This is a genomic window from Paenibacillus sp. YIM B09110 (genome assembly GCF_037167145.1).
Classification (GTDB): Bacteria; Bacillota; Bacilli; order Paenibacillales; family Paenibacillaceae; genus Pristimantibacillus.
Genome location: NZ_JBANSP010000007.1, coordinates 285,134 through 297,996, shown reverse-complemented (window position 1 = coordinate 297,996; position 12,863 = coordinate 285,134). Strand labels below are relative to the sequence as shown.

Annotated in this window: 13 protein-coding genes; 5 read left to right on the top strand and 8 right to left on the bottom strand. The window is 52.6% G+C overall.

Annotated elements, in window-relative coordinates:
* Window positions 1-23 precede the first annotated feature (23 nt).
* Entirely contained in the window at window positions 24-1,337 is a 1,314-nt protein-coding gene (locus V8F51_RS13615; protein ID WP_337100815.1) for an SMI1/KNR4 family protein, read from the bottom strand.
* 142 nt (window positions 1,338-1,479) lie between these two features.
* Between V8F51_RS13615 and V8F51_RS13610 the strand changes: the two genes are divergently transcribed.
* Together V8F51_RS13610 and V8F51_RS13605 are read left to right on the top strand one after the other, a co-directional pair.
* Window positions 1,480-2,430: a DUF4261 domain-containing protein gene (locus V8F51_RS13610; RefSeq protein ID WP_337100814.1), complete on the top strand. Its 951-nt coding sequence runs from the start codon at window positions 1,480-1,482 to the stop codon at window positions 2,428-2,430.
* Between the two features lie 42 nt (window positions 2,431-2,472).
* Window positions 2,473-3,651 (top strand): DUF4272 domain-containing protein, encoded by a 1,179-nt coding sequence (locus tag V8F51_RS13605; protein ID WP_337100813.1) that lies wholly within the window; start codon window positions 2,473-2,475, stop codon window positions 3,649-3,651.
* A 107-nt stretch (window positions 3,652-3,758) separates the two neighbouring features.
* On the opposite strand, the gene V8F51_RS13600 is transcribed toward V8F51_RS13605, so the two are convergent.
* The 5 genes from V8F51_RS13600 to ggt all read right to left on the bottom strand — a co-directional run bounded on the left by V8F51_RS13600 (window position 3,759) and on the right by ggt (window position 8,650).
* A complete protein-coding gene (locus V8F51_RS13600; protein ID WP_337100812.1) occupies window positions 3,759-4,085 on the bottom strand; it encodes a hypothetical protein in 327 nt (108 codons plus the stop codon).
* A gap of 24 nt (window positions 4,086-4,109) precedes the next feature.
* Window positions 4,110-4,808, bottom strand: a complete 699-nt coding sequence (locus V8F51_RS13595; protein WP_337100811.1) for a pirin family protein — start codon at window positions 4,806-4,808, stop codon at window positions 4,110-4,112.
* 96 nt (window positions 4,809-4,904) lie between these two features.
* On the bottom strand, window positions 4,905-5,765 hold the full coding sequence (locus tag V8F51_RS13590) for a fumarylacetoacetate hydrolase family protein (protein ID WP_337100810.1): 861 nt from the start codon (window positions 5,763-5,765) through the stop codon (window positions 4,905-4,907).
* Entirely contained in the window at window positions 5,762-7,039 is a 1,278-nt protein-coding gene (locus V8F51_RS13585; protein ID WP_337100809.1) for an amidase, read from the bottom strand. Before V8F51_RS13585 ends, V8F51_RS13590 begins: the two co-directional genes overlap by 4 nt.
* Window positions 7,040-7,063: 24 nt before the next feature.
* A complete protein-coding gene (gene ggt, locus V8F51_RS13580; protein WP_337100808.1) occupies window positions 7,064-8,650 on the bottom strand; it encodes a gamma-glutamyltransferase in 1,587 nt (528 codons plus the stop codon).
* A gap of 213 nt (window positions 8,651-8,863) precedes the next feature.
* Here ggt and V8F51_RS13575 point away from each other — a divergent pair, with 213 nt between their 5' ends.
* From V8F51_RS13575 to V8F51_RS13565, 3 genes are read left to right on the top strand one after another with little or no spacing between them, the layout of a single operon-like run.
* Complete coding sequence (locus tag V8F51_RS13575) at window positions 8,864-9,346, top strand: Lrp/AsnC family transcriptional regulator (protein WP_337100807.1); 483 nt, start codon at window positions 8,864-8,866, stop codon at window positions 9,344-9,346.
* Between the two features lie 3 nt (window positions 9,347-9,349).
* Window positions 9,350-9,988 (top strand): chromate transporter, encoded by a 639-nt coding sequence (locus V8F51_RS13570; RefSeq protein WP_337100806.1) that lies wholly within the window; start codon window positions 9,350-9,352, stop codon window positions 9,986-9,988.
* Window positions 9,975-10,520 (top strand): chromate transporter, encoded by a 546-nt coding sequence (locus V8F51_RS13565; protein ID WP_337100805.1) that lies wholly within the window; start codon window positions 9,975-9,977, stop codon window positions 10,518-10,520. The genes V8F51_RS13570 and V8F51_RS13565 overlap by 14 nt, the downstream gene beginning before the upstream one ends.
* A 318-nt stretch (window positions 10,521-10,838) precedes the next feature.
* Here the strand turns inward: V8F51_RS13565 and V8F51_RS13560 are convergent, their stop codons facing one another.
* Together V8F51_RS13560 and yidC are read right to left on the bottom strand one after the other, a co-directional pair.
* Entirely contained in the window at window positions 10,839-11,663 is an 825-nt protein-coding gene (locus V8F51_RS13560; RefSeq protein ID WP_337100804.1) for a sugar phosphate isomerase/epimerase family protein, read from the bottom strand.
* Window positions 11,664-11,683: 20 nt separating this feature from the next.
* Window positions 11,684-12,529, bottom strand: coding sequence for a membrane protein insertase YidC (yidC, locus tag V8F51_RS13555; protein ID WP_337100803.1), 846 nt, complete (start codon window positions 12,527-12,529; stop codon window positions 11,684-11,686).
* Between the last annotated feature and the right edge of the window lie 334 nt (window positions 12,530-12,863).

The window sequence follows — 12,863 nt, the reverse complement described above, 5'->3', positions numbered from 1 at the left end:
CGGCTTCTTTTTTTCATGCCAACCTATCGCCAATCGGCCGCAAAATGTGACAGAACCAGATCGACCCGCTCTTTTTCCTTCCGAAGCACCGATTGTTGCTTAACCAATTCCAATAAATTTATCAGCAATGCGGCATCAGGCTCTCCGCTCGGAGAAGCTTTCCCCCTGATCATTATCCCTAATCCGGAAACAGCCGTCTGTCGCTGCACATCGTTACCTGCAAGCCATTGCCCAACATCGCTCCATTCGGGCTCACATACCGCGAACAAACTGTCCCAGCCATCGATCGGGAATGAAACATGCTTCTCCATCCAGGGAAGAGCGGCGCGATTGCGAAAAAACCACAACGCTCCGTTTGCCGTAAAGCCGCTTATTTTACGATCCTCATCCGTTCGTTCCAGCTCGCCGCACACCAAATACAGCCCCTCGGCTACCGGCAAACATGCGGCGGTCAAGTAGTGGAGCGGCTCTCCGGCCAATGAATACGAATGCGAGGCATCGCGCCATAAAGACCGCACCCAATCGGCTGCAACCGGGCCTACCGTTCCGGCAAGCAGCACGCACCACTCTTTTTTGCGGTACGATTCGGACTCGCTTTCCAACCTGTGCTGCCATTCGCGAAGCACGATAGCCGAATCATATTCGTCGAATGCTTCCTTGACCCGCTCAGCTTCAAGCCCATGCATGGAAGCATATAAAACAAGCTTATCTAAACTCGATGCAGCATCCGCCAGCGTCGTCGACAGATATTGCTCGATCCACGCTGTCCATCCGAGTGCCGCCTCCCCTTGCAGATCAAGTCCGTGACCGTCGCAGTAAGACTCGTATTCACAGCACTCCGCCCCTATACAGCTGAGCGCGGTTACACGCTCAATGTATTCCTGAAAAGAAGGCGCCAGCAAAACAAATTCGTCCGTCTCATGATCCCAGCCTACAACGGCAGGATTTTCCGGATCCTTCTCCCTGTCGAATAACACGTAATCCCCGTTGTGCGCGCAATAAAAAGCCAAATACCGACCTCCAGCCTCATCCAAATCGCCGCCGAAATCCGGCCATTCCATATCATCTAAGCTCCACCCGAAATCGCCCGAAGACGAGAACCGCACAATCGTCCAGTCCGGCAGCCACCACGTCACGTTAACTTCGCGGGAACCCTCCCGCAATATTTCGCGCACCGCTTGCGGCAGCGCTATTCCGAGTCGTCGCTCCGCTTCGAGTAACTCCTCTTCTTCGGCAGGAGGCTTGATGGCAAGCGGTCGGACGCGGGCTCTTCTCCGCTCCAACCTCTCCAGCAGGATTACCCACTGCTCCGCCCACGTTGCGAATCTTTCCTTCATGCCCCTCACTCCTTTCACTTCAACGTAAATTGTTTGTGCATCGGTAATCGGACGTTCGAAACTTTAGGCCTCTCCAAACTATAGAATGTTTTGTCGATATATGGAAGGTATACATTCAACCATTCGAAGAGGAGGTAGAGTTATGCCAAAAGGTTTTTTCACACAGGGAGTAGCTATCCTACTTTCACGCTCCGTATCCATCCGCAGCATTGAAGCTGCACTGAATCAAAGATTTAGTACCGATCATATAAAAGAAAATGCCGAGCAATGGGCGTTCAGCGGACCAAGCCTGCTTATTCCGCATCGTCCCGAAGTAGACGGCGTCATTACAGTCGATATTGTCGATCGCCGTTGGCCCGATGATATGGGCGATCCTGCAGTAGATGCGACATTGTTCGGCGCATGGACGATGGGCTTCTTCGGCCCTTTTACCTATCCAGGAAATTTAGAGCGTTCCGCTCAGCAAGCATGGGGTTACCCCGAAGGGCGACAAGCCGTCGAAGAACATACCGCATTTATACGCATTCGATCCACCTATATCTATGGGGCGGCAAACGATGAAACCTCTGTCTTGCCCGCCGATTACGACGCTTTTGCGGAGCTAATGGAGTTGACCGCCATTGCGCAAGATTTGCTTCGCTTGCCTGAAGCGCTCTGCTATTTCAACCCGAACGGAGAATGCCTCGCTTCCGGCGCACGGATACAAGAGCTATTCGAGCGCTTTGAGCAGTCTCAGCTTCCTCCGCTTGAGCTATGGTCTAACGTTCGCCTCTTCAACCTGCCGCAGGAAGAAAATTGGCTGTTGATGGATACGGTAGGCATGCTCCAACTGGACGCGGACGATCACGAAGCGGTGTTTGACCGCCGCTCCCATAATCCGAACGAGGTCGCCAACTTTCTTCGGAACGTGTCCGATTACGTGTACAAAAACGGTCCCGTCATCCAAGACGGCGATACGATCAACGGTCCCGGCAGCATGGACTGGCAAGCCTTTTCGCTCGAGGAGGGATTGGGCAATCCGCCTAGAAGCGTAATGCGATGGTTCCCTCTCGATGGGAACGAACTACCGTCCGGACTAGATCCGAGCAACTAACGAATGCCTCTTATTTTAACTAGAGAAAGAGTGGAGAGTTGAATGAAAAACTGTGCGATCTACAGCTCTAATTTCGACCTTAATCAGGTCTTGGACCTCATCAAAGCGCTATATCCGAAAGACAGTATCCAAGTGACCGAAGACGGAACGAGCATTCAAGTGACCCGCAAAAAATGGTTCGCTAAAACCGTTAACCGCTTTACCATCATGACCAGCCGTACCCAGCCTGACGAGTTTGCAAAAATGATTAACGGAATGGGAAATTTCTTCGCGCAGCTGCAGGCTAAAAACAGCCTCGTCCACGAAAAGCTGCTGATCAAAATATCGACACTCAACATGGTCATCGGCATCGAGACAGAGGAGGACATTTCCGATGCGTTCTATAAAGAATTGCTCTCGATTGCGGAGCGGTTGGACGGCCCCGTATTTTGGGGAAGCCGCCAGCTGCTTCATTGGGATGGAAAACTTCTGATGGATCTGGACGGCAACTCGGAGGTGAATGATTTCAAAGTAACAGCCCATACCAGTCTCTTGCACGGCGATCTGAAAGAGACGGAAACGGCGCTTAGCCGCAAAGAGCGGTCAGAGAGGATCTTGACGGAACGCGGCATTCCATTCAACAAGAACTTGCCTGCGGCGCTGCCGGACGAAGGCGCCTGTATTCGGAGCCTAGATGATATAGCAAAACGCGCCGTTGCCTTATGCATCGTGGCGTTGAAGGGCGAGTGTGTCGGAAGCGGCGAGAGCGAGGAGGATACAGATGAGGTTGTCGAACGGGTTACGGCTCTGTATAGCGCATCCGGTTTTTTCTCGCCCCTTGAACAAGCTTTTATTCGTAACCGCAGCCCTAAGATAGACGAAGCCGCACCTTTCTCATGGCGTTACGAGGGCTATCTTGTGATGCTATGGGCGCTAGGCTTTGTCCAGAAGCTGGACGAGCCGACCGGTGTATGCGACGTTGGGGCAGCCGTTTCTATCTTGAAGCGATATGACAGCTTTGAAGCATTCAAATCCAGTGCCCGGTTGCGAAGCGTGAATGAAACATTGGATGCAGCTGACCTCATTTACCGTTATAACTGGGTGTGCGTGGACAGCAGGATTAACGATCGCCAAACGCCCGGGGATTTGGATAACGGCGTCGTGTATGAGAGGCATTACGCGCTGAATTGGCTCATTCGATACAAAGACCAGTCATGGGACGAGATTAAAACCGATACGTAATCCACCATCATTACATTACGGGTACAACGATTATAAGCTCGGCATATTACAATGAAAGCCCGGATATGCATTGCGCATGTCCGGGCTTCTTTCGCTTTCAACAACGGTTAAACGGAATATTCGTGCGGATAATACTCAATGCGGGATTGAGCCTGAATGGTCAAAAGCCCTAGCTCAATACCATATTCAACCGGCGCATTGCCTACGTAATACCAAGTCTTCAATGTCGGCTTGTCATCATACTCGTAGAAAACAAACACGTTAAGCTCTTCTTTAAGCTTCAAAATCTCTTCGATCGTCTCGCTCCAAGACACCTCTATATCGATCCGCCATCCGTCTCCATCTTGGTTCAGCGAGAAGCCTACATCCTGCTTGCCCGAATCGATAAGCATCCGTCCGCTTACCGCATGCTTTACTAGCAGCGTTTGTCTCACCTATTTCCTCTCCCTTCGGGGACGTTATGGAAGATCGACCAGCATGAAGAAAACATCTTCCTCAGCCGTGAGCGTCAGTTCGCTCTCGCGCTCGATCTCCGCCGAATCCATTGCCGTCATAGATTGACCTAGCGCGGCCAGCTTGCCCTCTATGACATATATAAACAGGTTGCGCCCTTCGCCAGCCTCATAATGAATCGATTGATTGCGATCCAGCTTGCTCAGGTAGATCGTCATACGTTGTGCAATCGTCGCCGTTTGCCCAGACAGCTCATCGGAAACAACCGGCAGCAAAGCATTATGCAGCTTGGCCGTATCGAAACTCTTCGCCTCGTAGGATGGCGCCGCTCCGCGTTCGTTAGGCATGAACCACAGCTGGAGCAACCGAAGTTCCTCATCCGGGCTATCGTTGAATTCAGTATGAATAACGCCGCTGCCGGCCGACATGCGCTGCACTTCGCCAAACGAGCTTACGACGCGATTGCCTAAGTTGTCCTCGTGGCGAATGCGGCCGTTCAATACGATCGATACAATCTCCATATCGCTGTGGGGATGCGCGCCGAAGCCTCGTCCTGGAGCTATATAATCGTCGTTGCATACACGCATCACGCTAAAGCCTGTTCGACTCTTGTCTTGATAACCGCCGAATGAATAAGCTGGATAGCTTCGCAGCCAGCCGAGATCCGCAATATGCCGTTCAGATGCAGGAAATAGGTTGATCATCGTTTCTCCTCCAAACTGAATTTATTAACTTACTTATTTATAGCAGGTTTTGCGATCTCGATCAAGCGGCAAAATAACAGCGAAGCCACGGCAGTCTTACTCGCGGACAGAGTTACATAGCGGTTCAAAGCCGTCAATGCGGCATTCGATCCTATCGCCGTCACGAATGACGACCGACCCCGGCGTTCCGGTCATAATAATGTCGCCCGGAAGCAGCGTCATAACCTTAGAGAGAAAGGCTACCGCAAAGTCTGGACGGAATTTCATATGGAATAGCTTGTTGCGATGCACAACCTTGCCGTTCAGAGCCGTCTCGACATAAACTTGCAGCAGCTCGGGCAGCTCTTCCTTCGTTACGAGCGTTGAACCGAGACCAAAGAATGTATCAAAGCTTTTCGCCCGGGCGAGAAAACGTTGATTGCGCGCATGAATATCGGCTGCCGTCACATCAATTGCCGCAACATATCCCGCGATGACGTCGCCGTAGTCCTCCTCCGTTATGTTTTTGCAAGCTTTGCCGATCACGACGGCGAGCTCCGCTTCCGCAGTAATCGCACCTGCTCCCTGCGGAATGCGAATAGCGTCGAAGGGACCAATCAATGTCGTAGCCGGCTTCATGAAGCAAACCGGCTCTTCGCTAGGGTCGGCAGCCGCGAGCTCCACTTCATTTTGCACATAGTTCATGCCGATTCCCCATATTTTGCGAGGATTGCGATAGAGCGGGGCGTATTCCGCTTCCGAATAAGGAAGAGCAGGCAAGTCAGCCAGCATCGCCTTGCCGCCGGCTTCATACCATTCCGTTATCGCATCAAGCTCGCCGCACGAAATAATATCGAACAGCTCCGTATGCCAGGAACGTCCTGCCGCCTTATTAATCGTATCTATCAAGACAAGTCCCGCTTCGCTATTCAGCGCAGCGACCTCATTCTCGCCAAGCTTCAATGTAGTTACCCTCATCTCGCCCTCCTACTCTCTCCTCGTGATTGAATATAGCTATCAGCAGCATTGGCAAGCCATTCCAGCAAGCGGATATCCTGATTTCTCCCCGCCATGAACGACAGTCCAATCGGCAAGCCGTCCTTGCCGGCAATCGGTATCGTCACTTGAGGAAGGCCGCTAAGGCCTGCAACGCAGCACAACTCGAATGTCCGCATGCGGACCCGCTCCACCTCTTTGCCGGACTGTCCAAGCAGCGGCGCCGCAGCAGGAACAGTCGGCATGACGAGTACACCGTCCTCCCCGAGCATTGACTCCATACGCGCTCTCGCGCGCTGCTGAATGAGCGACGCCTTAATGGCATGCTCCTCTCGGAGCGAGCTTGCCCATACGAACCGTTCGGCTATGCCCGGACCGAAAGTTGGCTTCTCGCTCGTTATCCATTCGCGATGAGACTGCCATATTTCCATGCCTTGCAGCGTCCGGAAGGCACTCGTCCATTCCCCGATTCCCTCGGGGGCCGCGACAATCAGTTGCGGTTCGCCTCCTATTATGTCGGCCAAGCCTTGAATGTAGTCCCGAAGCGTTTCCTGCAGCGGCTGCTCAGGAATATCCCACAGATCGGTTGCGACTAGCAGCCGCTTGAAAGGCGCATGATGCTGCTCTCCCTCTCCATTGCCGCTTTCGTTCCACCGATCAAGCAGCACCCGCCCGACATCCAGCAGCGTCTGCGCGTCGCGTGTCATCCAGCCGATCGTGTCGAAGCTCGGCGCAAGCGGAATAAGCCCTGCCACATCGACTGCGCCGTGTGTAGGACGTATGCCATATATACCGCAATACGCGGACGGAACGCGAATCGAACCGCCCGTATCCGTACCGATCCCGAAGTCGGCAAGCCCAGCCGACACCGCAACGGCCGAACCGCTGGATGAGCCGCCGGGAATACGTCCCTTCGCCTTCGGATTCATCGGCGTGCCATAGTGATGGTTCTCACCATTAATGCTGTACATCAGCTCATCGGTTATCGTTGTCCCCTGCATATGTGCCCCTGCGGCAAGAAGCTTGCTTACGGCAGACGCGTAATCCGTTGCAGGCGCATGCGTCCGCAGCCAGTCAGGATTGCCCGCGCCAGACGTATGCCCCTTAATATCGAAAACATCCTTAACCGCGAACGTCTTCCCGGTCAATTCGCCGCTCCCGGAAGGAGGGACGTCGATAGACGCGTTCGCATAGGCGTTCCAACGCTCTATCTGACGCAGACGCTCACCTTCCTGTTCGTGTTGGTTCTGGCTCATTGTCTGTATCCTCCCTCTCGTCTTCTAGTAATCCAAGCCCGCTGCGGCGCCGTCGCAGCGCGGATCCGTGCCGCCTTGCAGATTACCGCTCTCATCACGCTTTATCGCATGGGCATGACCCATAATGCCGTCGAAATCTTTCATTTTGCGCACGATATGACCTGCTTGCGATAAGGAAGAGAACACCGCTTCGGATATACGGCCCTCCATCTTCAGCTCCTGCGTCGGCTCGCCCCATGTCCGTCCCCATACCCAGCGCGGCTCGTTAATCGCCTGCTGCGGATCCATCCCATAATCGACCATTCGCGTGAAAATCGCCGTCTGCGTCTGCGGTTGCCCCTCTCCGCCTTGCGTCCCGTACAGTATGGAGGGCTTTCCGTCCTTGCAAGCCATAGCCGGCATAAGCGTATGGAAAGTTCTTTTGCCCGGCTCAAGCCGGTTCACATGACTGGCGTCGAGCGAGAAGAACGAGCCGCGATTTTGGAGCAGCACGCCTGTTTCGCCCGCAACGACAGCCGAGCCGAATTCGAAATACAGACTCTGAATGAATGATACGGCATTGCCGTCTCCGTCAACGACCGCGGCATATGCCGTATCGCTGCCAATCGACTTCGTCTGCAAGCCGGACGCTTGCTCCATGTCGATAGAATCGGCCAGCTGCGCGGCATACGCCTTGCTAAGCAGCCTATCCAGCGGCACTTCCGTGAAGGCTGGATCGGACAAATACGCATTGCGATCCTGGAAGCTTAGCTTGAGCGCTTCTATACAAAGCTGATAATACTCATGCGAGCCGTGCTCGATCGTCTGCAAATCGAATTGCTCTAGAATATGAAGTGCCATAATCCCAGTGAAGCCTTGTGAATTCGGAGGCATTTGATAGAGGTCATATCCTCTATAAGAGCCCTTCACAGGCTCAACCCAATCACCATGATGCGCTTCAAAATCCTCACGCGTCAGAAGACCGCCATGCCGCTGCATATAATCGGCAATTTCCACCGCCGTCTCGCCTTTATAGAACTCATCGCGTCCGAACGCAGCGAGCCGCTGAAGCGTCTTCGCCATATTCGCCTGCTTGAACGTCTCACCCGGCTGCGGGGCGCTGCCTCCAGGCAAATAAATGTCCGCCGTCTCCAGCGTCTGCGCGAGGATGGCTTCGCATTTTAATGTATTTTCATATTGATCATTAGACATCGGAAACCCGTTCTGCGCATATTCAATCGCCGGAGCAAGCACCTGCGCCCATTCAAGCGCGCCATACTTCTCATGCACCGCGAACCAACCGTCCACCATCCCCGGCACGGTAACGATGCTCTTCATGCCGCGGGTCGGAATGGACTGTTCCCCATCGTAGGCGGCCCTTGTTGCCAGACGTCCCGATCTTCCGCTGGCGTTATATCCCCGAACAACGTCCTCTTCATGATGGTGCATCAGCCAGAAGGAATCCCCTCCAAGGCTCGTCATATGCGGGTACACAACAGCGAGACAAGCGCTGACGGCAACGGCGGCATCGTAGGCATTGCCTCCTTGCTCCAACATGCGAATGCCGGCGGCGGTCGCCAAATAATGAGGACTGACAACCATAGCCTTCGTACCGGTTGCAGATTGATTCATCGCTATCACTCCTATATGTTAGATAACCTAACTCAAATCTATGATTAAAAAATACCACGCCTATCATTGATAGGCAACTAAAATGTAATCATTTTTGCCATAATGTATTGAAAACGAATGAATTCCTGTTTATATTTATACATATGGTAATTATAAATAGATATTACATGACACCTTGAAATCAAATTTCATAAGGAAAGGGGAGTTGGTGACATGCAATCCAAACCATCCGAGGAGCATACCTCCGTCGAAATCGACGAGATTGACCGTAAGATTATATCAGCTCTCAATACGAATGGTAGAATATCTTACACTGACCTCGCAAAAGAAATCGGACTTTCGCGCGTAGCTGTCCAAGCGAGAATTAATGCACTGATGGACGCAGGCGTAATTGAACGCTTCACTGCGGTCATTAATCCGGAGAAAATCGGCATTCATGTGTCTGCATTCTTTAATGTGGAGGTCGAACCGAAGCATCTGCATGCCGCAGCCGATGTGCTTGCCATGGAACCGTTCGTTACGAGTCTTTATCATATGACCGGACCTAGCAAACTGCATATGCACGGCTTGTTCCGTAACAACCAGGAGATGGAGCAGTTCCTGAAGGAAAAGCTGTATACACTTCCCGGCATTATGGGCGTAGATTGCCAAGTGCTTATTAATCGGTATAAAAGCCGGATGGGAATGAGGCTTTAGACGATGGCAAATGCATTCCGTGATAATATGTATACGCAATTGACATGGGCGCTTATGAAGACAGGCATTATCGGCTACGGCGGCGGCCCATCGGTTATCCCGCTCATCCGGTACGAAGCAGTGAACCATTACAAGTGGCTGGAGGACGAGGAGTTCGGAGAAATTCTCGCGATTGCCAATGCGCTGCCCGGTCCGATCGCGACTAAGATCGCCGCTTATCTCGGCTATCGGCAGAAGGGCGTGCTTGGCGCCATTGTCGCCGTGCTGGCGCATATCGTGCCTTCCGGCATCGCGATGATCGCTTTGCTCTCCTTCGTGCAATACTTAAGCAGCGCAGCGTTCGTGCAAGGCATGATCGGCGCGGTGACGCCTGTTATTGCGGTCATGCTTGGCATGATGGCGTATGAATTCGGCGAGCGCGCCGTGAAGGGACTCGGCATTTACGTCGGCATCGGCTTCTTCGCCCTCTCGTTCGGTCTGCTTCAAGGCATTCATCTGCATCCTGCTATCGTCATTGTATTATTCCTAGGCTACGGAGCGTTTCACCTGAAGACGGTTGCTGCTATTAAGCGGAGAAAAGAACGCAAGCTGGATCAGCATAAGCCGCAGCAGAAGGAGGGCGTGACTCGTGGATTGGATTAATTTGATTATCGGCTTTTTTATCGCCAACGTGCTTGGCTACGGAGGAGGACCTGCCTCCATACCGCTTATGTATAGGGAAATCGTTACGAACCATGAATGGACGACGTCAACGGAATTTTCCAACATCCTCGCCCTCGGCAACGCGCTTCCCGGTCCTATCGCGACGAAGATCGCCGCTTTCGTGGGCTATGATGTCGCAGGCTTTGGCGGTTCGTTGCTCGCCCTCGCGGCTACCATCGTTCCGTCGGCGGTTGCGCTCATTCTGCTGCTGAAAGTGCTGCAGAAGCATCGCCAATCGCCGGTCGTGAAAGGGATGACGCTGCTCGTTCAGCCCGTCATCGCGATCATGATGCTGCTGCTCACTTGGCAGATGGCCGAGAGCTCCGTCGAATCGATCGGCGTCATTCAATCGCTGATTATCGCGGCGGTCGCCTTCTGGGCGATGCAATTCCGCAAGATCCATCCAGCAATCGTCATTGTGGCCGCCTTCGTTTATGGCGGATTGGTTATCCCGCACTTAAACGTGCTTTAAACAATGCGAAGAAGGGGATGTCTCCCCGAGCAGACGTTCAGTCTGCTCGAAGGGACATCCCCTTCTTTTTTCTATTTCAGGCGTCAAAGTCAAATAGCGTAAACCTTTTTCGCTATTTGGCTCATGGCGGATGATAAACGAGGAATAACGTAAGATTTTTTCGTTATTTTCAATTAGCAAGCGCCAATTGGTGCATTACGGTAGGTTGGTCAGGGAAATAGCGCAAATTGTATTCGCTATTGGACACCTGTTAACCGCTTTAAGTAGATTAACGAAAGTTTCTTGCGCTATTCTCTTCCACCATGCTCCTTAACACGCTTACACACGCCGGCGGATACCTTCAATGTACGATTTGGAATGCTCCATCTGTTGCTCCTTAGCCTCTTCCATAACAATATGGACATGCGGCTTGTAACGGTTCAACAGCTTCATGTACAACTCATAGTTCATTTCGCCAAAGCCGGCAGGCATTGTACCCAAGCTGCCGTCAGGCAGCAGGATTCGGTCCTTCGCATGGGCGGCGATAATTCGGTCGCCGAGCAGCTCGAACGCCTCCTCGATTACCTCGTTCTGACGCGCGAAGTTGGACTCGTTAAGCAGATTACCGGGATCGATCACGACGCCAACCATAGAGGACGGCACTTCTTCCAGCATACGCGCCAGCTCCGGCGCCGCGCCGATCAGATGCCCGCCTGCAGCTTCCAGCCCGACGTATACGCCCCATCGCTCCGCTTCCTCCGTTAATTCCTCAAGCGTCGACTTCATAACCGCCCAATCCCGATCCGTATAATCGCCGCCTTCATAACGCCCCGTCTCGGCCGCAACCATCGGCGCGCCGAACTGCTTCGCATAACGAAGCAGCTCCTTGAACCGATTCACGTTGGCGCGGCGAACTTCCTCATTGCGGTCGAACAAATGCACGTAGCAGCCTAACACGGAGATGGAAACGCCGTTCCGATCGAACTGCTCGCCAATCGCGCTCGCAAGGCCCGGACTCAGGTTGCCGGGCTTGCTGAAGTCGATATCGCTAATCGCCTTCCATAACGCCAGCTGAACATGCGCAAACCCTTTCTCTGCTACTTTAGGGGCAAGCTCTTTATACGGCAGACTGCCGAACAGGTGGGCTAATACACCAACGGACATTCGTTGCAACTCCCTTGAATTTACGCTTTCTGCCCAGCCGCCTTCACATTCTCGGCTTCGGCCCCAGGCTTAGGCGCGTATATTTTTTTGGCCAAATAAGATTGCGCGATCATAAACAGACCGCCGGTTACCCAGTAGAGCGAGATAGCAGCCGGAGCTGTAAAGGCGAATACCGTCATCATAATCGGCGACAGGTAGCCGATGAACTGCATCTGCTTTTGTTGGCCCGTCATGTCCACGCCGATCTGCGACACTTTGAACTGGACCAAATAAACGAGTCCGGCCAAGATCGGAAGAACGTAATCCGGCGACCCGAGCTGGAACCACAAGAAAGAGTGTTCCGCAAGCTCCGGTGTCAGCTTAATAGCGGAATATAAACCGGTCAGAATCGGCAATTGAATCAGCATCGGCAGACAACCTATCGCTAGCGGGTTCACCTGATGCTTCTGATACAGCTGCATCGTCTCCTGCTGCATCTTCTGCTTCGAATCGGCATCACTCTTGCCTTTGTACTTATCTTGAAGCTGCTTCATCTCCGGCTGGAGCGCAGCCATCTTCTCTTTCATCGTCGCTTGCGAGCGGTATTGTCTCATCATAAGAGGCAATAGCACCAAGCGGATAATAATCGTAATCGCCATCACGGCGATACCGTAATTGCCGTCGAACAACTTGGCCATATACTGAATCGAAGCCGACAGCGGATAAATCACATAATGGTTGAAGAAACCCGGCGTGTCGCCGTCGATTGTGCCGCTAGCCGTACTGCAGCCGCTAACGAGCAGCAGCACAGCGAGCATAAGTCCGATCATAATAAAGCGATTGTTCCTTAGAAAAGAAGTGAATCCATTGTTAATGTTTGTTTGCATGTAAATCCTCCTCGTTTGTTTGAACTAGCGTGTACAAACGAGGCTTTACAGTCGGTTATGTCGTCATCCGGCGATTCCTTTCGCTTCTCTCTCCTAACCAGCCAATGGCGAATTGGAATAGTCCGCCATAACGCTTCGGGATATAGCGGCAGCAGCAAGCTGACCACTATGCTTCCCTCCGTAAAAGCATAAGCGTTCGTGTTCACATGAGATGCATACGCATAGGCGAACGAGCAAAGCAAACTAATCGATAATAAGTACGGAAATATATCATGCCATTCCAGTTCTAACAATGGATTCACCTCCCTTCCGTTTCGTTGTTATACGGCTTAAA

Bases quoted from the DNA above. Each gene is read 5' to 3' on its own strand.
- ggt (WP_337100808.1), bottom strand. From the start codon at position 8,650: ATGAATCAATCTGCAACCGGTACGAAGGCTATGGTTGTCAGTCCTCAT.
- V8F51_RS13610 (WP_337100814.1), top strand. From the start codon at position 1,480: ATGCCAAAAGGTTTTTTCACACAGGGAGTAGCTATCCTACTTTCACGC.
- V8F51_RS13595 (WP_337100811.1), bottom strand. From the start codon at position 4,808: ATGATCAACCTATTTCCTGCATCTGAACGGCATATTGCGGATCTCGGC.
- yidC (WP_337100803.1), bottom strand. From the start codon at position 12,529: ATGCAAACAAACATTAACAATGGATTCACTTCTTTTCTAAGGAACAAT.
- V8F51_RS13570 (WP_337100806.1), top strand. From the start codon at position 9,350: ATGGCAAATGCATTCCGTGATAATATGTATACGCAATTGACATGGGCG.
- V8F51_RS13575 (WP_337100807.1), top strand. From the start codon at position 8,864: ATGCAATCCAAACCATCCGAGGAGCATACCTCCGTCGAAATCGACGAG.
- V8F51_RS13590 (WP_337100810.1), bottom strand. From the start codon at position 5,765: ATGAGGGTAACTACATTGAAGCTTGGCGAGAATGAGGTCGCTGCGCTG.
- V8F51_RS13615 (WP_337100815.1), bottom strand. From the start codon at position 1,337: ATGAAGGAAAGATTCGCAACGTGGGCGGAGCAGTGGGTAATCCTGCTG.
- V8F51_RS13585 (WP_337100809.1), bottom strand. From the start codon at position 7,039: ATGAGCCAGAACCAACACGAACAGGAAGGTGAGCGTCTGCGTCAGATA.
- V8F51_RS13605 (WP_337100813.1), top strand. From the start codon at position 2,473: ATGAAAAACTGTGCGATCTACAGCTCTAATTTCGACCTTAATCAGGTC.
- V8F51_RS13560 (WP_337100804.1), bottom strand. From the start codon at position 11,663: ATGTCCGTTGGTGTATTAGCCCACCTGTTCGGCAGTCTGCCGTATAAA.